This is a genomic window from Parafannyhessea umbonata, assembly GCF_900111255.1.
Lineage (GTDB): Bacteria > Actinomycetota > Coriobacteriia > Coriobacteriales > Atopobiaceae > Olsenella_J > Olsenella_J umbonata_A.
The window spans coordinates 234,450-257,067 of sequence record NZ_FOGP01000002.1 but is presented as its reverse complement, the minus strand read 5'-3'; the positions used below and the strand labels follow the sequence as shown (position 1 = coordinate 257,067).

The following is a 22,618-nucleotide window of genomic DNA, read 5'->3' as shown; positions in this document are numbered from 1 at the left end:
CGGCCATCGCTCGCCGTGCGGCCCCAACGATCAGCCAGAGGAGAAGAGCAAGCATGTCAGTTCGCATCATCACCGACTCCGCGTCGGACATCACGCCCGAGGAGTGTCCCGCAAACCTCACGGTCGTGCCGCTTTCCATCACCTTCGGAAGCAAGGTCTACCTCGATGGCGTGGACCTCGACCACGACCGCTTCTACGAGATGCTCATCGAGAGCGACGGCCTGCCCACGACGGGCCAGGCAACGCCCTATGAGTTCTCGCAGGCCATCGAGGAAGCCCAGGGTGCGGGCGACGAGGTTGTCGTCATCACGATCTCGTCCAAGCTCTCCGGAACCTACCAGAGCGCCTGCATGGCGGCAGACGCCGCGAGGGGCAATGTGCACGTGGTCGACAGCCTCAACGCGACGGTCGGCGAGCGCTGCCTGGTCGAGCTTGCCCTGCGCCTCGTCGACGAGGGCAAGTCCGCCGCCCAGATCGCCGAGGAGCTCGATCGCCGCAAGGGCGACATCTGCCTGGTCGCGCTTCTCGACACGCTCGAGTACCTACGCAAGGGCGGCCGCATCTCGTCGGCGGCCGGCGCCGTGGGCGCAATGCTCTCCATCAAGCCCGTCATCACCATCGACGACGGTGCCGTCGCGATCCTGGGCAAGGCCCGCGGGTCCAAGAACGGCAAGAACCTGCTCAACCAAGCGGTCGAGAAAAGCGGCGGCATCGACTTCGACATGCCCCTGTCCCTGGGATACACCGGACTGTCGACCAAGCTGCTCGACAAGTACGTCGAGGACAGCCGCTACCTCTGGGAGGACTACACCGACGCCCTCCTGTGCGTGAGCGTGGGTGCCGCCATCGGCACACACGTGGGCCCCGGCGCGATTGCGCTGGCCTATTTCCACAAGTAGGGTGGACCCAGAAGTCGCGAGGCCCCTGCCGTTCCTGCTATCCTCAGGATATGGCTGAGCGCAGCGGCACAGAGGAACCTCGGGCGAAGGCACCCGCCGAAACGCCGGCACAGGCGGCCGGCGAGGCGGGGCTTCGCCTTGGCGGTGCCGTCGCCGCAGGCGCCCTGGTGGCAGCCGCGGCGACCGGTGCTCCCGTAATGCCGGTCGAGGCCAACGCCGACGAGCTCCGCCGCCGCGAGACCAAGGTCCAGCGCGCCGAGGGCTCGACCCTCGGTGAGCACGAGAGCGCCCGGGAGGCGGCCGCATCCGTCCTGCGCGCACAAGACGAGCTCTCCCTCGCGGCGCATGCCATTCTTGCCCAGGAGGGCGTCCTCCAGGGCATCGCCGGCCAAGCGGATCCCGAACTCGAGTCCGCGCGGCGCGAGCGCGTCATCGCCACGGCCGCCTTGCACGTTCCCGTCGAGGGGGACGAGGGACATGCCCCAGAGGGGCAGCGCTTCTGGAATTCGGTCGGTCGGCTCGCTGCGGCGTCCGCCGACTACACCATGCTGGGCGGCTACAGCGAGCAGCGCGACAGCTCGGAGTAGGCGAGGGCGCCGCCCGCCGGATGGTGGCTCCACATGAGCGAGATCCCGTCTACGCCAAACGACGGGCACTTCTCGTCCGCGCCCACCTCTGCGGCAAGGCCGAACTCGCGGCTCCTCCTAAGGAGAAGGTCCTCCATGCTCTTCTCGCCCGTCCCCGGCGCCACACGACAGCCTCGTGCCAGCGTGATGTGGGGTCTGAACGGGCGTCTTTCGGTCTTGAGTCCTGTCAGGACAAGCTCAGCCTCAAGTAGAGCCTGAAGCTTCATGAGGCTTCCGTAGCCCGCCCGTGCGCTGCCCGTGCGCCTGAGGCCCATCCAGACCACGGAGCGGCTGCGCCTCTCGAAGCAGCCCAGGTCGCCCAGGCTCAGCCGGAAGCTCGTCCCTCCGGCGTCCGCGAACGCCCGCGTGGCCGCGCGCATTGCCCTCGTCGCGTCCGCCTCCTGCCGGAGTGTCTGCTCGCCCAGGAAGACAAGCGTCAGGTGCAGGTTGTGCCGCGACGTCAGGTGGGGGTGCGCAAGGTCGGGCAAAAGGAGCCCCTGCACGCGTTCGAGCTCGTCGCGCGTCGACCCGTCAAGGGTCAGCGCCACGAAGAGCCTGCGGCGCAGGGACTCCGCGGTCTCTGGGTGGTTCGGCTCCCTCATGGGACCTCGATTCCGCCTGGGTGTCGTGGGGCCTACCTGTGGTAGAAGCTTCCGCGCTCGAACTTGGGCTCGCAGCACACGTTGATGCCGAGCTTCTTGTAGACGGCCTCGTCGGTGCGCGAGATGATGACCGAGAAGTACGCGTCGCAGCCCCTGAGCTCCTTGGTGGCGGCGATGACCCTCTGGGCCAGGGGGTTGGTGGCGGAGCTGATGGAGAGCGCCAGCAGGGTCTCGTCGGAGTGCAGGCGTGGGTTGCGGCTGCGCAGGTACGAGGTCTTGAGGTGGCCGATGGGCGAGAGGGCCTCGTCGGAGACGACGTAGGTCTCGTCCGCGACGCCGGCCACGCGCTTGAGTGCGTTGAGCAGGAGCGACGAGGCCGCGCCGAGCAGCTCGGTGGTCTTGCCGGTGACGATCGACCCGTCCGGGAGCATCATGGCACCGGCGGGCAGGCCGGACGCCTCCTCCTTGAGGAGGGCGGCCGCATGCGCGGGGTTGTAGTTCTCGTCCACTCCGACCTCGCGCATGAGAAGGCCGATCTTCGCGAGCTCGCCCTCGCACTGCCCGCCGCGCTCGATCTTCTCGGCGGCCTGAAAGTAGCGGCGAATGATCTCGTTCTTGCTGGCCTCCTGGCAGACCTCGTCGTCGCAGATGCAGTTGCCGACCATGTTGACGCCCATGTCGGTGGGGGACTGGTAGGGGCTCTCGCCCAGGATGCTCTCCATCATGGCCTTCAGGACGGGGAAGGTCTCGACGTCGCGGTTGTAGTTGACCGTGACTTCGCCGTGGGCCTCCAGATGGTAGGGGTCGATGATGTTGTTGTCGTCCAGGTCGGCGGTCGCCGCCTCGTAGGCGACGTTGACTGGGTGCTTGAGGGGGAGGTTCCACACCGGGAAGGTCTCGAACTTGGCGTAGCCCGCCTTGACGCCGTGCTTGTGCTCGTTGAAGAGCTGCGACAGGCAGACGGCGAGCTTGCCCGAGCCGGGGCCCGGTGCCGTCACGACGACAAGGGACTTCTTGGTCTTGACGTAGTCGTTCTTGCCGAATCCCTCGTCCGAGACGATCAGGTCGACGGCCGTCGGATAGCCTGCGATGGGGTAGTGGCGGTAGACGCTGATGCCCATCTGGGAAAGGCGGCTCTCGTACGCGACCGCCTTGGGCTGGCCCGCAAAGCGGGTGATGACGACGCCACCGATGGCGAGGCCCATGCCGCGGAAGACGTCCATCAGGCGAAGGACGTCCTCGCCATAGGTGATGCCGATGTCCGAGCGGCGCTTGCCCTGCTCGATGTCGTTTGCGTTGATGGCGAAGACGACCTCGGCGTCGCAGGCCAGCTGCTCGAGCATGCGGGCCTTGGAGTCGGGGGCGAACCCGGGCAGGACTCGGCTCGCGTGGTAGTCGTCGAAGAGCTTGCCGCCAAACTCCAGGTAGAGCTTTCCGCCGAACTGCGCGATGCGCTCGCGGATGTGCCTTGCCTGCATCTCGATGTACTTGTCGTTGTCGAAGCCAATCTGCATGGGTCCTCCGGCTGACGATGGTTGCAAAATATGTACAGATGGTACCTTGGCCGGCAATGCTTTGGGAATGCCTTCTGGCGGTATTCACATGGGACTTTTATGAAGTGACATGGGGCTTGACCTGCGTTCCCTCGCGCTCGAGCCCGTGCTCTGCTCGCGTGTGGCTCGCTCGCGTCGCCCCCTCGCGCCGTCTGGTTTCAAATGTGAGGCTAGTACGATATCGAAATGTCGAATGTTTAAAAACAAATTGTGCCGTTCGCGCTCACATATATACCGCTTACTCAAAGGACTACTATCTCGTGTACATTTGCGTGCAATCGCCGGACGCAATCGGGTAGGATTGAGTCAACAGAAGAAGCACTGGTTCTTCTCAGGGCAAACCTTTAGAACCGCATAGATTCAGCTACCAAGTCCGCTGTGGCAGGCATCGCGAGTCCCGTCTACTCCCGCAGGCCATAGACCTAGAGGCCAGGTAAGCGGCACAAGCGCCGTACAAGTCTCCGAGAAGACAGATGGAAGTACCGGTGACATGCCACAGCGGACCGTGGGCGCCAATCGATAAGGCGCCGTTTTCGTTCTCCGTATCTATAGGATGGGTTCTACCTCACGCGAGGACTACCCGACTTAAGGGGGAGAGTCCAAAGGGTACATAACGAGTTACCCGGCACGGGCGGCCTTCGGGCCGCCCGTTTTTTGTGCCGCGGGGACGGCCGTTTGCCGCACGTTGGCCGATGTGCGGAACGAAGGCCTCGGACACTGGTACCATTGACTGAATTTTTGAATTGCAATGCCGTAGCACGAATGGGAGGACGCACCACATGAGCACGATGAACCTCACTCGCCGTCAACTTTTTGCCGCAGGCCTTGGGTTGGGAGGGGCGTTTGCACTTGCCGCCTGCTCGCCCGCCTCGAGCGACCCCGCACCTTCGGCGGAGCCGGAGGACGTCACCGTGCGTGTCGCGTCCCTCAAGGGGCCCACGACTATCGGGCTGGTGTCGATGATGGACCAGACCTCCGGCATTCCCGAGGCGGACTCCTCGCAGGACGACGAGAAGTCGGATAGCTCCGCAGGGGATGGTGTTAGCTACCAGTACGCAATTTCGGCCTCTCCGGACGAGGTCCTGCCCCAGGTCATCTCGGGATCGGTCGACATTGCACTCGTTCCCTCCAACGCGGCCGCGGTGCTCTACAACAAGACGAAGGGCGGCGTCCAGACGATCGACGTCAACACTCTTGGCGTGCTGTCCGTCGTGACGGGAGACGCCTCCGTCACGGACTTCGAGGCACTTGCGGGCAAGACCGTGTACGTCTCGGGCAAGGGCGCGAGTCCCGAGTACACCCTGAACTACCTCTTGGGCAAGGCCGGCATCTCGGACAAGGTGAGCGTCGAGTGGAAGAGCGAGCACGAGGAGGTCGCGGCCGTGTTGGCGAACGATGCCAACGCTGTCGGCATCCTGCCCGAGCCCTTCGCCACGGCCACCATCGCCAAGAATCCCGTTGTCTCGTCCGTCGTGAGCCTGACTGACGTCTGGAAGCGCTACGTGGACGACGGGAGCCAGTTCGTCATGGGCGTCACGGTCGTGCGTTCCGACTTCGCGAAGGACCACCCCGAGGTGGTGAGAGACTTCCTCCAGAGGCATGCCGCCTCGGTCGACGCCGTGAACGACGACCCCGAAGCCGCCGCGAAGCTCGTGGTGAAGGCGGGAATCGTCGCGAAGGAGCCCATTGCCAAGAAGGCCATTCCCGGTTGCAACGTGGTGTGCCTGACCGGAACCCAGATGAAGGACGCCCTCGAGGGCTACCTGCAGGTCCTGTTCGATGCCGACCCCACTTCTGTCGGCGGGTACATGCCCGCGGACGACTTCTACTATCTGGGTGAGTAGGTTGTCTGAGCGAGCTTCATCCGCCCTGCGCTGCGCGGTCGCCGTGCTCTTCTGGCTAGCCGCGTGGCAGCTTGCCAGCATAGCTGTCGGAAACGCCATTTTGCTGGCGGGTCCTGCGGAGGCCCTCGCGCGCCTCTTATTGCTCCTGACCGACTCGGCCACGCCTGGCGTCGTCTGGTTCTCGCTCTCGCGCATCGCCTGCGGATTCGTCGCCGGATTTGCACTGGCCATAGGCCTCGCCTGCCTGGCCCACGAGAGCGATCTCGCTCGCGCGCTCGTTGGCCCCGCGGTCTCGGTGCTTCGGAGCGTGCCGATCGTCTGCGTGATCGTGCTGCTGCTGATGCGGGTCGGCTCTCGGGGCGTCTCCGGCATAGCCGTGTTTCTGGCCGTGTTTCCGGCCATCTACCACGCATACCTCGAGGCCCTGGACAGTGTTGACGCCAAGGTGGGGGAGATGCTTCGCTCGTTTGACGTGCCAAGGAGGACGCGCTTTCTGGCCCATACGTGGCCCGAGGTGCTGCCCGCGCTGGTGGGCGTCAGCAGAAACGTCTGCGGCATGGCCTGGAAGGCTGCCGTGGCGGCGGAGCTCATCGGAAGTCCCGTGGGATCGATCGGCGAGCGCATCTACCAGGCGAAGGTCACGCTCGAGACTGCCGACCTCCTTGCCTGGACGGCAGTCATCGTCGCGTGCTCCTGGGCCTGCGGGGCCGCCTTCGTCTTCCTGCTCGAGCGCTCCGGCCGCTGGACAACCCTCCTGGCGCCTCACCTCGCGTCCGCCCGCCCGGCTCCCAAGGGACCCGCGCACCTTGCCCTTTCGGACGTGAGCCTCGGCCACGGCCGGTCTGTCGTTCGCGCCCACCTCTCGCTCGGGCTCGCCGATGGACGTGCCCTGGCGTGTTGCGATGAGTCCGGCGCCGGAAAGACGACGCTCCTCCACACGCTCGCGGGCCTCTTGCCGCCTGTTGCGGGCGAGGTCCTTCCCGCGCAGGCGCCTTGCGTGGTCTTCCAGGAGGCTCGGCTCATAGAGGACATGGGTGCCGTCGACAACGTCGCGCTCGTCATGGGAGGTGCCCGCCTGCGACCCCGTGCGCGCGCCCTTCTCCGCGATCTTTTGGACGAGAAGTGCCTGGACGTCCCGGTCCGCAGGCTCTCGGGAGGGGAGCGCCGCCGGGTCGAGCTCGCGCGTGCCGTCGCGGCAGAGGGGGACGCGCTCCTCCTGGACGAGCCGTTCTCCGCGCTCGACGAGGCCAGCCACCTGTGCGCGGTCTCGTTCCTGCTCGAGCACCGCCGCGGCCGCACGCTCGTGGTCGCGACGCACGATCGCCTGGACGTCGAGCGTCTGGGGGCGCGCGAGTTCAGCCTCGGAGGTCCCTCGTCCGAGCACATCGCCTAGGGCCGTCGGCCAGCGTCGGCGGTCGCGTGAGGACGTGGCGATTTGGTGTGCTTGGATCGTTCGATGCACCATAGGGGGCCACATGCTGCTGCGTGCCCAATTGTTGCCGTGGCTATGTGACTTTATGCGTTAAAGTGTCCCAGTATTGTTAACGAATCAGGGATGTGACAATGACGGACCAGATTATGCAGATTGCTGCAAATGAGTATGAGGTCGACCCCGCCATAACGTTTCGTCCGTACCAGGACGCGGACTTCGACGACGTGGCGAAGATCTGCGCACGCATATGGGTCCCCAACGTCGAGGGCTACTTCGACCGCATCACCTTCGGCCGCGTCATGACCGCCGGCTCGCTCAAGCGCTCCCAGTTCGCCATGGTCGCGGTCCGCGGCCTGCACGTCGTGGGTGCCTGTCTGGGCGGCTTTGCCAAGGACGGATCCATCATCCACGACCACAGCATGGACGAGACCTATGCCAGGCTCATGGAGGCCGCACGCAAGCGCGCGAAGCTGGGCGGGCCCGACGTGGAGGAGATGCTCTTCCGCCGCCTGCGCATGTACACCACGGCCGACGTCTTCATCTCTCGCGGCTACTCCAACGCCGAGGCCGAGCTCAACCTTCTGGTGGTCAACCCGGCCGACCAGGGAAAGGGCATCGGAAGCAGGCTGTTCGAGGCCGCCGTCATGAACTTCTGCGAGCACGGCGCCCATGGCTTCTTCACTATGATCTCCGACGTCCCCAACTTTGACTTCGTCGAGCACCGCGGCCTCGACCTCATCCAGAAGAAGGAGGGTCCCTCGCGCAAGAGCGACAAGGGGTCGATCTACCTGTACGGGCGAAGGCTGTAGCCCTTCTCCCCGATGCCTTCCAGTGCGGCCCCGGCGAACGTCGCCGTCGGGCACTTGACCAAATCGATATCCCCCTGCAAAATAGAACGCGTGTTCTAGTTTGCAGGGGGGTTTGCTATGGAGAAGGACTTGGGGCCCATGGGCGAGGACGCACTTCGCGGGCTCAACGCCGAGCAGCTCGAGGCGGTCACGACCACCGAGGGCTACGTGCGCGTGATCGCTGGCGCCGGGACGGGCAAGACGCGAACCCTGAGCCACCGCTTCGCCTACCTCGTGAACGAGCTTGGCATCTTTCCCGGCAACATCCTGTGCGTCACCTTCACCAACAAGGCCGCCAACGAGATGCGCCAGCGCATACATCGACTCACGGGCGACGACGACACCGGATACGTCAACACCTTCCACGGCTTCTGCGTGAGCGTCCTGCAGGAGGACTCGTACGCCGTTGGCTACCCCAAGAACTTTCTGGTGCTCGACAACTCGGACATCGACGCCATGCTGCGCATCATCTACGAGGAGCGCGGTCTCAGCCTGCGCGACATGACCTTCTCCCGCGCACGCGACATGTTCGAGATGCGCAAGTGCGTGAGCGAGCGCGACTACTTCAGACTGATGGTCGGACCCAGCGCCGACGAGCTCCACGAGCGCTACCTCTCGGCGACCAAGGTCGAGGACATCCTGTTCTACGGCTACCTCTACCAGCAGAAGAAGTGCTTCGGGCTGGACTACAACGACCTCATCGTCTTCACTCTGCACGTGTTCGCGAGCAACGCGGAGGTGCGCGGCAAGTGGCAGGGCCGCCTAGAGTACATCATGGTCGACGAGTTCCAGGACATCGACCCCTTGCAGTACGAGCTGATGGAGGTCCTCCAGGCACACCACCGCAACCTGTTCGTCGTGGGCGACCCCGACCAGACCATCTACACCTGGCGCGGCGCAGACATCCGCTTTCTGCTCGAGTTTGCCGACAGGTTCTCTCCTTGCAAGACCATCGAGCTGAAGCGCAACTACCGATCGACGCCGCAGATCGTCTCGGTGGCCAACGACCTCATCTCGAAGAACACCATCCGCTACAGGAAGACCCTGAGCGCCGTTGCTCCGTCCGGCCTTGCGGTGAGGGGGCACCACGCCCACAGCTCCGCCGACGAGGCCGCCTGGATCGCCGAGCGGATAGCGGAGCTCCACGCGGGAAGCCTCGAGGAGGGAAGAAACCCCGTCGACTATCGCGACATCACCATCCTCTATCGTGCGCACTACGTGACCCGCGCGATAGAGGAGGCTCTCGTCAAGAGGAAGATTCCCTACGTCATCTACTCTGGCGTGCAGTTCTTCGAACGCAGCGAGGTGAAGGATGCCCTCAGCTACCTGCGCATGGTCTGCTACCGCGACGACCTCTCGTTCATGCGCATCGTGAACCGCCCCAAGCGAAACGTCGGCGAGCAGCGCATGAGGTTTCTGCGCGAGTTCGCGGCGGGGCAGCGCATCAGCCTGCTCGAGGCGCTGCGGCGAAGCCTGGACGACCCCTTCTTCAGGGGCACGTCCGCGCGCGAGTTCGTCCAGATGGTCGACAGGTACTCGGCCGACGCCAGCCACAGGACGGTCTCCGAGCTCCTGGCACGTCTTCTGGACGAGAGCGGCTACGAGCTCGCGCTCAGGACCGAGGGCAGTCAGGAGAGGCTCGACAATCTGGCCGAACTTCGCCAGTCCATATACGAGTACGAGACCAGCTGCGGCGAGGAGGCCACACTCGAGCGCTACCTGACGCACGTCGCGCTCTTCTCCAACATCGACCAGGGGATGGAGCGCGACAAAGTCAGGCTCATGACCGTGCATGCCGCCAAGGGGCTCGAGTTTCCCCATGTTTTCGTGGCGGCGCTCAACGAGGGTGTCTTTCCCTCGCGCAAGGTGCGCTCGCGAGAGGGGATGGAGGAGGAGCGAAGGCTCGCTTTCGTCGCGATGACGCGCGCCTGTAAGGGGCTCTACCTAGTGGACGCCGAGGGTGCCGCGCAGGAGGGGATACCCCGCTATCCGTCGCGCTTCATGCTCGACCTGAAGCCAGGCCTCGTGGAGTTCGACGAGCCACTGCCCGACTCGCTCGTGGCTGAGGCACGCGACTACTACAGGCTCTCTGACAGCAAAATCGCCGCCGCAGAACGTCTGAGGTCGGCTCCGCGCTTCAAGGTGGGGGAGCGCATCCGGCACCGCGTCTTCGGGGTCGGGAGCGTGCGCGAGGTCGACGAGGGACGCCGCGCCTACCTCGTCAAGTTCGACGACATGGGGACCATGCGGACCATCACCTTCCGCGTACCGCTCGAGCGGGTGGAGTAGGGGGCGCTAGCCTGGCATGCCTGTCTGGTACGCTGGCCTTGCGCTTGGGGCTACCGCTTGCTCCTGAGCGCTTGCCGCTCGCGTCCGAGCTGGTGACATGCCGTGCGATATGTTAAATTATCTATATGCATGTTTGTACGTATCCACACGCGCCTAAAACGAAGCAGGTATTCGCATGCCAGCACCCCACAGCGTTTCTAAGCGTGCCACGAGGGCTCCCTGGCTCTATCGTGCCGCCCTCCTGGTGCTCGCCCTCTGGCTTGCCAGTGGCCTCGCGTTCGTCGTCGCAGCCTTCAGCCACTAGGACGACTTTCGCCATATGCCCGAGGACTGAGCTTCGGGCCTGCCGTGACGGCCGCCGCGCTCCGGTGCCGGCGCGCGGCCTCTTGTGGCGTCCACGCGGACGCGTCCGGGGTCGGCCTACTCGGCCCCGTCCCTCGACCCAGCGAGCTCGTCCAGCTGCCTCACGACGCGCTCGGTGGCGGGGATGTTGTTGATCATGACGTCCGTGATGCCGCCGGGGAACACGCGCGGAACATACAGCCAAATGGTTCTTCCGCTGGTCAGCGCAACCCTGGCGACGGAGCGCATGTCCGCGAGAGAGGAGATTCCGACGCTCTCGACCTCGCTCAGCTCTACGCGCTCACTGTTGACCTCGATGTGGGCGCTCTCACCCAGCCCCTCAAGCGAAGCGTCTATAAATTGGATATTTGGGTCATCCTCAGACCCCTCATAATATAGAATCCTCATTCCGCATCCAGACATAGGCATCAGTTGTTTCATGTCTACTTTAGCACCTTGCTTACAGGCCACGAGAAAAATGGCGAGGTTGGGGATCTCATGCGCTTGCAAACGGAATTGATACATCGGTAAGCGGATGGGTTGTCGTTCAAATATCCAAAACTTATCAAAATATATGCGATATCACTTGAGGAGAAGCGCATACTAAACCTGGGCCCCGACGACAGCCGGGGCCCAGGTGCGGTCTTGTGCCTGTGCGGATGCGGCCTTGCGTGAGCCGCACGGCCCGTGGGGTGCTACGAGATGGTGGCACGGTCCTTGCAGTCGTCGGGACCCTCGTAGCCCGTTAGCGTGGCGTTCTTGTTCTCGTCCACCGTGAAGCTGTACGAGCAGGTCTTGCGCACGGCGTCTTCCTGCCAGGCACGGGCCAGGGTGAACTTGACCGTGACGTTGCCCTTCTTCACGGTCGAGAAGTGGAAGGTGTCCTCGAGGCTCCCTCCGTCCACGTCCTTGTCGGACTTGTCGACGGTCTCCTGCGTTATGAGCTCCAGGATGGAGTTGTCCGTCTCGCACATCCAGTTGTACCCGGTCCCGGCGCCGTTGGGAAGTGTTATCTGGACGTTCTTGCCTGAGGTGGGCTTCTGGGATCCGCCCGCGCAGCCCACGAGACCCGCAAGGGCGATGGTGCCGGGAATAGCGACGAAGGCGCGGCGGGAAAGTGTTATGTCGGCGTGGAGGCTTCTCACGTTCTTCTCCCTCGGGTATAAAGACAGACGCCAGGCTGCCGGCAGCGGCAGCAAGTTCCCATTATAGTTGCGTCGCATGGCACGTCGGCGTCGTGGAGGGGCCTCATGAACCTGAAACAACTCGAGTACTTTATGGCCATCGCCGAGGAGCACCAGCTGACCGCTGCCGCGAAGCGCCTTCACATCACCCAGCCGCCGCTTTCCTACGAGCTCCAGCAGCTCGAGAAGGAGCTGGGAGTCCGGCTCGTGAACCGCGGGCCCCGCATGGCGGAGCTCACCGACGCGGGAAAGCTGCTCTACATCAGGGCCGCGCAGATCATCGACGCGACCACTTCCGCCACGCGCGAGGTGAAGAGCTTCGGCAAGGGCTCGCGTGGCACGCTCTCCATCGGCATCATCTCGTCGTCCGGAGGGCTGTTCCCCACGCCGAGCATGCGCAGCTTCGCCGAGGACTACCCCGACGTGAGCTTCGAGCTGCGCGAGGGGAACACCTACGAGGTGCTCGACATGCTCGAGCGCGGTGTGGTCGACGTGGGCGTGGTGCGCACGCCGTTTCTTGTCGGCGACCTCGAGTGCCGCTACGCCAAGCCCGAGAACATGGTCGCGATTATTCCCGAGCAGATGAGCTGCGGACGCGACCCCAAGCGTGTGGCGCTCGAGGACCTCTCGGGCAAGCCACTGGCTATCTACCGCCGCTTCGAGAAGGTTATCTCAGAGCTGATGGAAGAGAGGGGGCTGCGGCTGACCCCCTCCTGCGTAAGCGATGACGCCCGCACGACCTGCGTGTGGGCGTCGAGGGGCATGGGCATAGGGCTGGTTCCGGAGTCGTTCCTCTCCACCACGCGCGTCGAGCGCGCCTCGGTCAAGGTCGTCGACTGCGAGAAGCTCGTCACGCGCATGGCCGTGGTGTGGCGCCGCGGACGCTACGTCTCGCCGCTGGTGGAGCGATTCGTCGAGCTGTTCGAGGCCGACGCGCAGGGGGCGGGCGGCGGCGAGCCGACGGGTGAGGACTAGTCCTCGCTCTCTTGCGAGGACTTTGGGGCCGTGTCCTTCTCGCCCTCCTCCTCCATGCCCTCGCGGATGTTCTTCACGGTCTTTCCAAGGGCGCTTCCGAGCTTGGGAAGGTTCTGGGGCCCAAAGATCAGCAGGGCCACAAACAGAATGACGATCATCTCTGGTACGCCGAGTCCGGCTATCATGTTGCTCTCCTTTTTTGCTGTGGCGCATGGCGCCCGGACGGAGTGCCCAGCCGCGCCGGGCATGTGGCAAATCCTAGTTCGCACCTGCGGACATGTTAAATACATATCTCTCTGGGCGCGTATTCAACGCTTGAATCACGGCAGGTCATCGTCGGTGTCAGGTCGAAGTTCGGAGCCGCCCGGCGTCCGCTTCGCGACATGCCCTCAACATGTGGAGCGCGCACTCCTTGGCCCTCCGCGGGCCCCTGGGTGCGGTAGACTTTTCGAGCGCTCGCCTGCGCGGGCGCCACGCAAGCACGTACGGACGGGCGCCCTGCGCGCCAAAGGATTGACGGTGAGTCTCCCATGATGCGAATCAGTCATGCCATTCTGCACGCCTTCGACTTCGAGAGCGGAAGTTATTCCTTCTCGCAGCGCGAGCTCGACGTATCCGAGCGCGCCATCAAGTCGTACGTCCAGAGGCATATGCGCAAGATCAGCTCGAGCGTCGAGAACAAGCACGGTCAGTTCTCGGAGGGCAGCGGGTTCGCCGACGCGCTCCACGGCTACGTAGGCGGGCAGATCGACTTCGTCGAGATCTCCCAGCAGGTCGCGCAGTACCTGTGGGAGGAGCTGCGCCGCTGCGACGACCTGGAGGAGTGCGACCTGCTGGTGTGCGACTTCACCGACACCAAGGACATGAAGGTCCGCGCCGAGGAGGCCGGAAACGGCGTCGTGGCGGAGGCCATGGTCGAGGCCGCAAACGAGGGCGAGGATGGGTTCGAGGACCTCTCGCAAGAGTTCTTTGCGGCCGTCCTGCTGCCGCGTCGCCAGGCCTTCGTCCACGAGCTCGGTTCCGACGCCGTCGGGGCTCCCTCCAACGGCATCCTCAGGCATGACTCCACGCTTCCCAACCCGACCCAGAAGGTCGACAGCTACGTCGTCGTCGACCTGTCCGACTTCTCCATCGACTTCCACGACAAGGTCCGCACGGTCGGCTCCCAGGAGCGCATGGTCATCCCCGACGGCCTGCTCCAGTGCTCCGTCCAGGCGTCCAGCAAGGAGGTCGTCGAGGCGGTCGAGAAGATCGTGGCCGACGTCGCCGAGGAGTACGGCGCCAACGTCACGGAGGCCGTGGCCCAGGCAAAGGCAGTCGTCCGCTCCAGTGCCGACCGCGAGGAGTCCTTCACGCCCGAGGAGGTCGGCCGCCAGGTCTTCGAGGACCGCCCCCAGATGAAGGAGCGCTTCGAGGAGGTCTCTCGCCAGCAGGACCTGCCCGAGGAGGTGCCCGTCAAGCGCGGCGTCGCCAACCGCCTTGCCAAGAACCACAAGATCAAGACGGACACGGGAATCGAAATCACCTTCCCGTCCCAGTACGCCGCCGACGACAACTACATCGAGTTCACGACCGACGCCGATGGATACGTGTCCATCGTCATCAAGAACGTCGGCAAGATCGAAAACAAGTAGGCGCCTCCGCCCGCGGGCGTGCGTTGGTGTCGTCGGTCATCTCGTAAATTGTGCTCTTTGCGAAGATTTGGCGTTTGCTTTTCAGGAACGTTAACAAGGTGATTCGAGTTTGTACACTCGTCGATAATTAGCCCGCAAAACGAGGGGAAGACGAGGGCGCATGCTTAGAGAGTTCATCAACCGCCACGGAAGGGCGCTTCGCGAGGGAGCTCACGACGGTCTTCCCATCGCATTGGGCTATCTTGCCGTCTCGTTCTCGCTCGGCATAGCGGCGCGTAGCGTCGGACTCGACCCCATCCAGGGCTTTCTTGCCAGCCTGCTCAACAACGCCTCGGCGGGGGAGTATGCCGCCTTCGCGCTCATGGGGGCCGGTGGCACCTACTTCGAGATGGCCATCGTCACGCTTATCGCGAACGCGCGCTATCTCCTCATGAGCTTCGCCATCTCGCAGCGCCTCGACCCAGAGGCGAGTCTCGTCCAGCGCTTCCTCGTGGGCTTTGACCTTACGGACGAGATCTTCGGAATCGCGATCGCCCGTCCCGGCAACATCGACCCGTACTACTCCTATGGAGCCATGATTCCCGCCCTCCCCGCGTGGTCCCTGGGCACGGCTCTCGGCATCGTCGTCGGCAACGTCATGCCGGCTCGCATCGTGAGCGCGCTTTCCGTCGCGCTCTTTGGCATGTTCCTCGCCGTCATCGTGCCGCCCTCTCGCAAGAATCCCGTCGTGCGCGGCTTCGTGATCGCCAGCTTTGCCGCGAGCGCGCTCTTTGAGTTCGCCCCGCTCGTCTCTGGGCTCTCCGCAGGCACGCGCACCATCGTCCTGACCGTTTCGCTCTCCTCGCTTGCGGCCCTTCTCTTTCCCGTCAAGGACGGCGAGGCCGAGGAGCCTTCGCAGGATGAGTCGCGCGAGCGGGGACGTCTCCTCGCCTCCGATTCCGAGGCCATCGGGCAGGGCGTGCCCGAGGCTTTGGGGGACGTGGCATGAGGAACAACCCCTACGTCTACATCGCGATCATGGCTGCGGTCACGATTGCCGTCCGCGTGCTCCCCCTCACGCTCGTGAAGGGGCAGATCAAGAGCCGCTTCCTCCAGTCGTTTTTGTTCTACGTCCCCTACATCACGCTTGCGGTCATGACCTTTCCCGCCATCATCGAGGCGACGAACTCTCCCGTTGCGGGCGCGCTCGCGCTTGTGGCCGGCATAGTCGCTTCGTGGTATGGGGCGAGCCTCTTCCAGGTCGCCGTGGGCTGCTGCTCGCTGGTGTTCGTGCTCGAGCTCTTCCTCGCTCGCTAGCCTCGCGGCTCCCGTGGCAGTACCGCTTGCCGTGTTTCTCCCGAGGGTGGTCGCGTCGCGCTTTCGCGCGGGGCTAGACTAAATGGGTTGGCGGCAAGGGAGGTCACATGGCGAGTGGGTCACCAGGGCGCGGCACGGCAGAGGGACGGCATACCGAAGGCGCGGTGGGCTTCAGGCCGTATGCCTCCGCCGACACGTCCTCGGCCTTCGACGGCTCGCGCTTGCGCGGCGATGCCCATGCGACCATGGGCTCGAGCCCCTCCGAGGGCAGGGGAGTCCTCAGGTTCCTTGTGGGGCTATTCCTGTTCCTGCTTGCCCTCGCACTGATTCTTGTGGGGAAGGCCGTGGTGCTCGACGGGGCCCAGCTGACGGTGGACTCCGTAATTCAGACCATAGCCGCGTCGTTCGGGCTCTAGGGCTCGGCGCGCGCCTCTGCGGCGCGGTACCCGCCCAGGTCGCAGGCTACGCGCTCGAAGCCAAGCTCGCGCAGGCGCTTCTCGATGGCTGCCCTCGTCTTCGACTCCAGGAGTCGCGGCAGGTCCTCCTCGGGGACTTCTATCCGCGCTAGGGCGCCGCCCGCATCTTGCGGGCTGACGCGGACACAGCCGAATCCCAGCGCGCGAAGGTATGCCTCGGCCGCGCTCGCACCCGTCGCGAGTGCTCGGTCCCTGTCGCGCGGCCGCGGCGCGACCTGCGTCTCGCAGAGGCTCGAGCTGCGCTCCCATGTCGGTATCCCAAGCCTGCGCGAGAGCTCGCGCACCTCCCGGCGGTCGAGCCGCGCGTGCCTGAGCGGGCTCTTCACTCCCAGCTGGGAGAGCGCCCGCAGGCCCTGGCGGTTCCTCTCGAGGTCACTCAGGTTCGAACCCTCCGCCAAAAATGTGAACCCCTGCGCGTTCGCCACGCACTTCATCTGCGAGAAGAGCGCGCTCTTGCAGTCGTAGCAGCGCTCCTCCGCGCTCATCGCACACGTTGCCTCGGGTTCGTCGAGCAGGACGAAGACGTGAGGGACGCCAAGGTCCTTGCAGTGGCGGCGCGCCTCTTCCTGGCCGGGGGCCTCGGCGCCAGGGGGCCGCGCGGTGATCGCTATCGTGTTTCCGCCAAGCGTCTCGCTTGCGACCTTTACAAGCAAGGCAGAGTCAACTCCGCCCGAAAACGCAACGGCGACGCTCCCCAGCGACTGGATGTAGCGCTTTAGGTCGTCGAGCTTCTCTTGCAGGGTTAGGTCGTAGGCGCCCATGCTGACTCCCCTCGACGGTTCTTGTGTAGAAGTGTATCCAGGGAGATGACATTTTATGCAGTCGCGTTCTGCGGCTGGCACCTCAGGGGTACCATTTAGAAAAATGCCTGCCTGGTACCAGCTGGGCGATGCTACTGTTGGCCCTGTATACCAACGCGGCCTTGGGGGAGATCGTCACGCTGGCCTACACCCTCACATACCTGCTGACTGACGTCACGTGCCTTGCCTTGAGCCTGGCTTTGCTCGTCCGCATGTCGTCCGATTTGGGGCATAGTCCGGACGGAGAGGCGCTTCGCTGCGTGGCGTGCGCCTACCTCTCCTACCTCGTAGTGGACTTCCTGTGGTTCTTTACCGGATACGCGCTCGTTCCCGTTCCCGCCTCGGTCGCTTTCGCCGTCTCTGCGCTCAGCCTCTTCCTATTGGCGTACATGTACTATCGATGGTTCGTCTACGTCGAGGTGATGCTCGAGTCGCGCCTGCTGCAGTCAAGGGCGGTCCGCATCGCCTGCCACCTCGCGCTTTTGTCCTGCGTCGTGGCACTCGTGGACTCTTGGTGGACGGGGGCCGTGTTCTATGTCGACGAAGCTGGGCTCTTCCAGCACGGTCCCTACTACATGCTGGTCCTGGCCCCCTCGCTCCTCTTCGTCACCGTCTCGTTTGCGAGCATCCTGGCGTGCATCGCGAGGGTGCGCTCCCGCATCCGCTCCCTCCGCTGCCTCAACCTCATGCTCTGCGGCCTGGGGCCGCTCGTCGCGGGCTTCTCCCTCGTCGTGGCCGGCGTGTCCGGCATTGGGTCTCTGGGCATGCTCTGGGCCGTCGTCATGGCTTTTCTCTCGCGCCAGAGAGCGGACATCTACCTCGACGCCCTGACGGGACTCAATAACCGAAGTCGTGCGGACGACTACTTCGAGAGCCTCTCGTTGGAGGTGTCGGTCGACAATCCCATCCACGTGTACATCTGCGACCTCAACCACTTCAAGAGGATCAACGACGAGTTCGGCTACGCTGCGGGGGACAAGGCCCTCCTTTCGGTCGCCTCCGCCCTCAGGATGGTCGTCGAAGACGTGGGGGGTCTCGTCGCCCGCTGGGGTGGCGACGAGTTCGTCCTGATCCGAACGGGGCCGACCGCGGGGACCGTGGTGGCCGAGAGTCTGGCGAACGATGCGCTCAAAGCGGCCTGCGAGCGCGACGGGCTCGATTTCACGCTCACGCTTTGCATGGGCAGCACCGACGTATGCGATTCCCGCACCTCCCTCGACGAGGCGGTTGCCCGTGCCGACAAGGTCCTTTATGACCGCAAGATGCTCTTTCGCAAGAGGAGCGCCTTCAGCAAGGAGGGCGAGAAGTGATGGACGTCTCCTCCGTACACCTTGCCGCATTGGTATCGACCGAGGTCTTCTGCGCCCTGGGCGCACTGTTCATGGCCGTGAACGTGTCGAGTGACATGGGCTCCATGTTCGAGGTCAGATCGGTCCGCACGATGCTCCTCTGCTACGTCGCGTACTGTCTCCTGGACACCTGCTGGAATCTCATCTATGCGGGGAAGTGGACGGCCGAGCCCGTTTTGTACTCCCTTCTCACCTGCGTCATCCTCGTTCTGATTTGCCTCATCAACTTCTGGTGGGCCGTCGGCCTCACGACGCGCCTGAGCTCCGTGCGCATCGGGCGCGCTTCCTCGATCGCCCTGCTCGCGGTGCCTCTTCTTGCCCTGATCGTCCTGGTCCTGTCCTCCATGTCGACCGGACTCGTGTTCACGCTCGACTCCAGCGGCGCCTATTCGCGCGGCCGCTGGTTCTGGCTCGCCATGCTCCTGGGCAGCGCCTACGCTCTGGTGCTTTCCGTCCGCGCGATCTGGGGGCTGGCGACCGACGCCCTCCAGGAGAGGCGCGCCCTCTTTGCCGTGGTCCTGCGCTTTGCCGTCCCGCCCCTGGTCGCGGCCATGTTCGACTCCGTCTTTCCCGGCACGCCCGCCTATCCGCTCGCCCTGCTGTGCTCGTTCGTCATAGGCTTCGCCACGATGCAGGAGCGCCTTGTCCTCAACGACCCCCTGACCGGCCTCAACAACCGCCGGCGGGCCGACAAGTACCTGGCCCAGCTGTTCGCTCGCGACGACGGCGTCGAGCAAAGCCTCTTCCTGTTCGATATCGACCGCTTCAAACAGGTGAACGACGTGTACGGCCATGCCGTGGGCGACGTCGCGCTGTGCTGCGCGGCCACCGCGGCGCGTCAGACGGTCGGCCGCTTCGGCGGCTTTGCCGCGCGCTGGGGAGGGGACGAGTTCTTGCTCGTGATTGACGACGCCTCTCTTCGCGAGGGCGGTCCCGAGGCGGTCGAGAAGTACTTCCACGCCGTCCTCAACGTCCAGGTGCTTCGGGGGGAGCTTCCCGTGGCGCTCCACGCCACCTGCGGGTACACGAGGATCGTCGCCTCGGACGAGACCCCGGCCGGGGCGTTCGCGCGCGCGGACCAGATGTTGATGGAGCGAAAGGGGCTCCTGTACAAGTCGCTGGGCGTCGAGCGCCGCCTCGACTGACCCGTCGTCGAGTCCAAGGCCCCGGTTCCCCCCACGCTTGACGGGATGGATGCCCCCAGAACCTGCGATTCTGCGAATGTGTCCCCGGTGCGGTGCTATTATTTTCAGTATCTATGCATGCTGGACTAACCGCGCGAACGGAGGGTCATGACGCGGCGCAAGGACAGGACAAGGGCGACGCTCGGCTTCACCATGGCCGAGATGATGGCTGCCGTCTCGATACTCGCCGTCATGATGGCCATCGCGATACCCAACCTCATGGCGATCCAGCGCAGCCTGCGCATGATGCAGCTGGATGCCGAGGCCCAGGTTGTCTACAATGCCGTGCAGAGCCGCCTCTCGGCGCTCTCGTCCACCGGACAGGCGGACATCCTCGCGGGCAGCCTCTCGTCGAAGCCTGGCAGCAAGGTGGTGGCGATGCCCGCGGACTACCCCGACAAGTCCGCCTCGTGGGAGGACTACGGGCTATTCCAGCTCTCGTCCTCCGATGAGGAGACGACGGCCTATCTCGTCACGAGCGAGGCCAACCCCATCACGTCTGCACTGCTTTCGGGGAGCTTCGTCGTCGAGGTAAGCCCCGCGACCGGCGAGGTCTACTCCGTCTACTATTGGGAGGGCGATGCGAAATGCCCCAGCGGGGGAGACGTCGACTACTCGTCCATCAGCGGCCTGCGCTCCCGAGAGGAACGCTCGCCCTATCTGATCGGGTACTACGGCGGGTCAAAGCTCACCAAGCGCGCGCGTACCGCCGAGGAGGAGCAGCGCGAGCTCTTCTCGGACCTTGACCTCTCGCTGGTCAACTCCGAGGAGCTTTACGCAAGCGTCAAGACCAAGGGCCTCGGCAAGGTCGCGGGCGACAGCCAGAGGCTGGCCTCGCTGCGCATCGACGTCACCGTCGAGGGAGAGTCGTGCCGCAACTGGGGTGCCAAGGAGGTCTGGTCGCGCTCATACTCGCCCGTCAGCGCTGACCCCAGCACGCGCATCGCGCTCTCCAACGGCGACGGCGAGCTCGACTTCATCCTGGACAGTATGCGCGACGGCCTGAGGTTCTCGGACATCGTGAAGGACGTCATGCCCGGATCCGACATCACGGTGACCGTCTCGCTCTTCTGCGACGTGGGCCAGGACGACCCCTCGCAGCCCATCCGTACGCAGGAGTTCCAGACGAACAGCCTCTACGAGAGCAGGGACACGTCGAACTCCGAGGCGCCCAAGGTCAGCGTCTCGACCCTGCGCCACCTGCGCAACCTCGACCTGCGGGCCGCCTGCGCCTCGGCCAACATCGACAACCTCGACGCGTTCACCTATGGCTTCGCGCGCTATACGGATGCCGAGGTGACGGGCGACATCGATTTCGACGGGACGACGTGGGAGCAGCATCCCGAGTGCGTCTCTATCCAGAGTAGGAACGAATCGAGCGGAAACGGCTTCAACCCGCTGGCGTCCTTCTCGCCCATCTCCGCCTCGAAGGAGATGGAGGCGACGCCTTCCAACGTCATCAACGGCAACGGCCACGTGCTCAAGAACTTCAGGATCTCCAGCGACTCGAACGAGACCGGCCTGTTCGGTGACCTCTTCTGCACGGTCGACTCCCTCAACTTCGAGGACCCCGTCGTCAGCGGCAAGGGCGACGTCGGAACGCTCGTGGGCGTGCACAGGACCGGCTCCGTGCGCGACTGCCACGTATTCGAGACCGCTGACGGCAAGGGCCAGGTCTCGGGCACGGGCGACTGCGTGGGCGGCCTCGTGGGAAGAATCGAGGGCTGGAACAACATCGAGAACTGCTCGAGCGCGGTCAACGTCTTGGGCGCGGGCTACGTCGGCGGTTTGGTGGGCGACAATCCCAACAGCGTCTCGCTCGAGAACTGCAATGTCGGCTACTACAAGAACGACTTCGGCCGCAGCTGGCACGTCACCGTGACGGGCACGGGCGACTGCGTCGGAGGCATAGCCGGTCGCAACGGGTCCTCGCTCGATGGCAACCGCTCCCTCGCCGACGTCTCGGGCGCCAACTACGTTGGCGGCCTCTGCGGCTACCTGGGCGACAACGGCTCTATCAACGGCTCCATGGTGGGCGAGAAGGACGCGTCCAGGGTGGTGAGCGTCGTGGGCACCGGCAACTGCGTCGGTGGCCTTGCGGGCAGCAACTCCCAGGGCATCAACGGCTGCGCCTCGATGGCCAACGTCTCGGGCGCCAGCCACGTCGGCGGCGTCACAGGCGAGGTGCGCAGCTACAGCGCCATCTCCAACACCACGGTGGGCAACACGGCCAGCAACACGGCGGTCACCGTGGCCGGCCAGGGGGACAACGTAGGCGGCCTTGCGGGCTCGACCCCGGGTGAGGGCACGGGCGACGTCGTTCTGGCCTCGGTCTCGGGCGCCAGCAACGTTGGCGGCCTCGTGGGTGACCTCTCGTCCGGCTCGTTCAGCAACTCTCGTGTCGCCTGCCGCTCGGGCATCTCGTATGATGGCCGCGAGGTCGTGCGAGGCTCTGGCTACAACGTGGGTGGCGCGTTCGGCCGCCAGGCCGGCTCCGCCAACGGCGTCACCTCGGCGGTCGACGTCGTCGGCGGCGCCGATAACGTGGGCGGCCTCTCGGGCTGGTCCTCGGGCGCCATAAACGCGTGCTCCGTGCACCAGAACCCCGGCTCCGGCGGCACGATCGAGTACACACGCGTGACCTCCAGCGGCAACAGCGTCGGCGGCCTCGTGGGCTACCGCGACTCGCAGAACATCAGCGGAAGCTTTGCCGCGGTCTACGTCCGCGACGGGGACAACAACGGCAACTGCTTCGGCGGACTCGTGGGCTACCACAACGACGGCGGCATCGACAACTGCTACGCCACCGGCGACGTGGGCGGTTGGTCATTCGTGGGAGGCCTCGCGGGCTACCGTAAGGGCGGCTACTGGAACCAGAACATCGCGGCCGTCAACACCTCGGGCGCCGACTACGTGGGCGGCATCGCCGGCTACGACGAGCTTCAGAACGACTGGGGCATCCAGAACTGCACGGTCCTGGGCATGTCCCAGGGCTGGAACCACGTGGGCGCGCTTGCTGGCGGCGTCGGCAGCGGGCATGCCTACCAGCCGGGTGCCAACGTCCACTACGTGTGGAACTCGGGCTACAACGACCACAACAACTCCTGGGAGCTCTCGTGCCGTCTGAGCTACGACCAGATGGCCGCGCAGACGCAGCCGAGGCTCTCGGTCGCGGACACCCATCCCTATTCCTCCTCGCTCGTCGGTCGCGCCTTCCCGTTCGGCGGAGTCTGGGCGAACGGGTCTCTGCTACCGTACTATGGCGACTGGCCGATCGTGGGATAG

General features: G+C 64.8%; 21 protein-coding genes. 15 read left to right on the top strand and 6 right to left on the bottom strand.

Annotation, left to right across the window (positions count from 1 at the left end):
• Nucleotides 1-53: 53 nt before the first annotated feature.
• Together BMY31_RS03875 and BMY31_RS03870 are read left to right on the top strand one after the other, a co-directional pair.
• Nucleotides 54-899, top strand: a complete 846-nt coding sequence (locus BMY31_RS03875; RefSeq protein ID WP_078686950.1) for a DegV family protein — start codon at nt 54-56, stop codon at nt 897-899.
• 50 nt (nt 900-949) lie between these two features.
• Entirely contained in the window at nt 950-1,486 is a 537-nt protein-coding gene (locus BMY31_RS03870; RefSeq protein WP_091008436.1) for a hypothetical protein, read from the top strand.
• Here BMY31_RS03870 and thpR read toward each other — a convergent pair.
• The gene (gene thpR, locus BMY31_RS03865) at nt 1,456-2,127 is read right to left on the bottom strand and encodes an RNA 2',3'-cyclic phosphodiesterase (RefSeq protein ID WP_091008433.1); all 672 of its coding nucleotides are present in this window, start codon (nt 2,125-2,127) and stop codon (nt 1,456-1,458) included. The genes BMY31_RS03870 and thpR overlap by 31 nt on opposite strands.
• 32 nt (nt 2,128-2,159) lie before the next feature.
• Nucleotides 2,160-3,641, bottom strand: a complete 1,482-nt coding sequence (locus BMY31_RS03860) for a DUF1846 domain-containing protein (RefSeq protein WP_078686947.1) — start codon at nt 3,639-3,641, stop codon at nt 2,160-2,162.
• An 818-nt stretch (nt 3,642-4,459) separates the two neighbouring features.
• Between BMY31_RS03860 and BMY31_RS03855 the strand changes: the two genes are divergently transcribed.
• From BMY31_RS03855 to BMY31_RS08915, 5 genes are all read left to right on the top strand, one after another.
• Nucleotides 4,460-5,524, top strand: a complete 1,065-nt coding sequence (locus BMY31_RS03855; RefSeq protein WP_257612370.1) for an ABC transporter substrate-binding protein — start codon at nt 4,460-4,462, stop codon at nt 5,522-5,524.
• A gap of 1 nt (nt 5,525) precedes the next feature.
• The gene (locus BMY31_RS03850; RefSeq protein ID WP_180371350.1) at nt 5,526-6,917 is read left to right on the top strand and encodes an ATP-binding cassette domain-containing protein; all 1,392 of its coding nucleotides are present in this window, start codon (nt 5,526-5,528) and stop codon (nt 6,915-6,917) included.
• Nucleotides 6,918-7,087: 170 nt separating this feature from the next.
• Nucleotides 7,088-7,765 (top strand): GNAT family N-acetyltransferase, encoded by a 678-nt coding sequence (locus BMY31_RS03845; protein ID WP_234970667.1) that lies wholly within the window; start codon nt 7,088-7,090, stop codon nt 7,763-7,765.
• Nucleotides 7,766-7,882: 117 nt separating this feature from the next.
• Nucleotides 7,883-10,093: an ATP-dependent helicase gene (locus BMY31_RS03840; RefSeq protein WP_180371349.1), complete on the top strand. Its 2,211-nt coding sequence runs from the start codon at nt 7,883-7,885 to the stop codon at nt 10,091-10,093.
• 175 nt (nt 10,094-10,268) lie between these two features.
• Nucleotides 10,269-10,397, top strand: coding sequence for a hypothetical protein (locus BMY31_RS08915; protein WP_255375258.1), 129 nt, complete (start codon nt 10,269-10,271; stop codon nt 10,395-10,397).
• Between the two features lie 116 nt (nt 10,398-10,513).
• Here BMY31_RS08915 and BMY31_RS03835 read toward each other — a convergent pair whose 3' ends face one another.
• Nucleotides 10,514-10,843 carry a hypothetical protein gene (locus tag BMY31_RS03835; RefSeq protein WP_143802928.1) on the bottom strand — a complete coding sequence of 110 codons (330 nt, stop codon included), beginning with the start codon at nt 10,841-10,843 and terminating at the stop codon, nt 10,514-10,516.
• 287 nt (nt 10,844-11,130) lie between these two features.
• Complete coding sequence (locus BMY31_RS03830; protein WP_159443979.1) at nt 11,131-11,580, bottom strand: protease inhibitor I42 family protein; 450 nt, start codon at nt 11,578-11,580, stop codon at nt 11,131-11,133.
• Between the two features lie 105 nt (nt 11,581-11,685).
• On the opposite strand from BMY31_RS03830, the gene BMY31_RS03825 reads away from it, so the two are divergent.
• Nucleotides 11,686-12,594, top strand: coding sequence for a LysR family transcriptional regulator (locus BMY31_RS03825; RefSeq protein ID WP_078686942.1), 909 nt, complete (start codon nt 11,686-11,688; stop codon nt 12,592-12,594).
• On the opposite strand, the gene tatA is transcribed toward BMY31_RS03825, so the two are convergent.
• Complete coding sequence (gene tatA, locus BMY31_RS03820; RefSeq protein ID WP_078686941.1) at nt 12,591-12,779, bottom strand: twin-arginine translocase TatA/TatE family subunit; 189 nt, start codon at nt 12,777-12,779, stop codon at nt 12,591-12,593. The genes BMY31_RS03825 and tatA overlap by 4 nt on opposite strands.
• A 345-nt stretch (nt 12,780-13,124) precedes the next feature.
• Between tatA and BMY31_RS03815 the strand changes: the two genes are divergently transcribed.
• The 4 genes from BMY31_RS03815 (at nt 13,125) to BMY31_RS03800 (ending at nt 15,940) form a co-directional block, all read left to right on the top strand.
• Complete coding sequence (locus BMY31_RS03815; protein WP_091008422.1) at nt 13,125-14,228, top strand: nucleoid-associated protein; 1,104 nt, start codon at nt 13,125-13,127, stop codon at nt 14,226-14,228.
• Between the two features lie 160 nt (nt 14,229-14,388).
• Nucleotides 14,389-15,216, top strand: coding sequence for an AzlC family ABC transporter permease (locus tag BMY31_RS03810; protein ID WP_091008420.1), 828 nt, complete (start codon nt 14,389-14,391; stop codon nt 15,214-15,216).
• Entirely contained in the window at nt 15,213-15,524 is a 312-nt protein-coding gene (locus BMY31_RS03805; RefSeq protein ID WP_091008417.1) for an AzlD domain-containing protein, read from the top strand. The genes BMY31_RS03810 and BMY31_RS03805 overlap by 4 nt, the downstream gene beginning before the upstream one ends.
• Before the next feature lie 107 nt (nt 15,525-15,631).
• Nucleotides 15,632-15,940 (top strand): hypothetical protein, encoded by a 309-nt coding sequence (locus BMY31_RS03800; protein ID WP_091008414.1) that lies wholly within the window; start codon nt 15,632-15,634, stop codon nt 15,938-15,940.
• Here the strand turns inward: BMY31_RS03800 and larE are convergent.
• Entirely contained in the window at nt 15,937-16,761 is an 825-nt protein-coding gene (gene larE / locus BMY31_RS03795) for an ATP-dependent sacrificial sulfur transferase LarE (RefSeq protein WP_091008411.1), read from the bottom strand. The two genes, BMY31_RS03800 and larE, sit on opposite strands and share 4 nt — an antisense overlap.
• A 128-nt stretch (nt 16,762-16,889) precedes the next feature.
• Between larE and BMY31_RS03790 the strand changes: the two genes are divergently transcribed.
• From BMY31_RS03790 to BMY31_RS03780, 3 genes are all read left to right on the top strand, one after another.
• On the top strand, nt 16,890-18,110 hold the full coding sequence (locus tag BMY31_RS03790; RefSeq protein ID WP_091008408.1) for a GGDEF domain-containing protein: 1,221 nt from the start codon (nt 16,890-16,892) through the stop codon (nt 18,108-18,110).
• A complete protein-coding gene (locus BMY31_RS03785; protein ID WP_091008405.1) occupies nt 18,110-19,294 on the top strand; it encodes a GGDEF domain-containing protein in 1,185 nt (394 codons plus the stop codon). Before BMY31_RS03790 ends, BMY31_RS03785 begins: the two co-directional genes overlap by 1 nt.
• A 147-nt stretch (nt 19,295-19,441) precedes the next feature.
• Nucleotides 19,442-22,618 (top strand): type II secretion system protein, encoded by a 3,177-nt coding sequence (locus tag BMY31_RS03780; RefSeq protein WP_091008401.1) that lies wholly within the window; start codon nt 19,442-19,444, stop codon nt 22,616-22,618.

Excerpts from the sequence above, each read along its gene's own strand:
- BMY31_RS03875 (WP_078686950.1), top strand. The coding sequence starts at position 54 with ATGTCAGTTCGCATCATCACCGACTCCGCGTCGGACATCACGCCCGAG.
- BMY31_RS03870 (WP_091008436.1), top strand. The coding sequence starts at position 950 with ATGGCTGAGCGCAGCGGCACAGAGGAACCTCGGGCGAAGGCACCCGCC.
- thpR (WP_091008433.1), bottom strand. The coding sequence starts at position 2,127 with ATGAGGGAGCCGAACCACCCAGAGACCGCGGAGTCCCTGCGCCGCAGG.
- BMY31_RS03860 (WP_078686947.1), bottom strand. The coding sequence starts at position 3,641 with ATGCAGATTGGCTTCGACAACGACAAGTACATCGAGATGCAGGCAAGG.
- BMY31_RS03855 (WP_257612370.1), top strand. The coding sequence starts at position 4,460 with ATGAGCACGATGAACCTCACTCGCCGTCAACTTTTTGCCGCAGGCCTT.
- BMY31_RS03845 (WP_234970667.1), top strand. The coding sequence starts at position 7,088 with ATGACGGACCAGATTATGCAGATTGCTGCAAATGAGTATGAGGTCGAC.
- BMY31_RS03840 (WP_180371349.1), top strand. The coding sequence starts at position 7,883 with ATGGAGAAGGACTTGGGGCCCATGGGCGAGGACGCACTTCGCGGGCTC.
- BMY31_RS08915 (WP_255375258.1), top strand. The coding sequence starts at position 10,269 with ATGCCAGCACCCCACAGCGTTTCTAAGCGTGCCACGAGGGCTCCCTGG.
- BMY31_RS03835 (WP_143802928.1), bottom strand. The coding sequence starts at position 10,843 with ATGAGGATTCTATATTATGAGGGGTCTGAGGATGACCCAAATATCCAA.
- BMY31_RS03825 (WP_078686942.1), top strand. The coding sequence starts at position 11,686 with ATGAACCTGAAACAACTCGAGTACTTTATGGCCATCGCCGAGGAGCAC.
- tatA (WP_078686941.1), bottom strand. The coding sequence starts at position 12,779 with ATGATAGCCGGACTCGGCGTACCAGAGATGATCGTCATTCTGTTTGTG.
- BMY31_RS03815 (WP_091008422.1), top strand. The coding sequence starts at position 13,125 with ATGATGCGAATCAGTCATGCCATTCTGCACGCCTTCGACTTCGAGAGC.
- BMY31_RS03810 (WP_091008420.1), top strand. The coding sequence starts at position 14,389 with ATGCTTAGAGAGTTCATCAACCGCCACGGAAGGGCGCTTCGCGAGGGA.
- BMY31_RS03805 (WP_091008417.1), top strand. The coding sequence starts at position 15,213 with ATGAGGAACAACCCCTACGTCTACATCGCGATCATGGCTGCGGTCACG.
- BMY31_RS03800 (WP_091008414.1), top strand. The coding sequence starts at position 15,632 with ATGGCGAGTGGGTCACCAGGGCGCGGCACGGCAGAGGGACGGCATACC.
- larE (WP_091008411.1), bottom strand. The coding sequence starts at position 16,761 with ATGGGCGCCTACGACCTAACCCTGCAAGAGAAGCTCGACGACCTAAAG.
- BMY31_RS03790 (WP_091008408.1), top strand. The coding sequence starts at position 16,890 with ATGCTACTGTTGGCCCTGTATACCAACGCGGCCTTGGGGGAGATCGTC.
- BMY31_RS03785 (WP_091008405.1), top strand. The coding sequence starts at position 18,110 with ATGGACGTCTCCTCCGTACACCTTGCCGCATTGGTATCGACCGAGGTC.
- BMY31_RS03780 (WP_091008401.1), top strand. The coding sequence starts at position 19,442 with ATGACGCGGCGCAAGGACAGGACAAGGGCGACGCTCGGCTTCACCATG.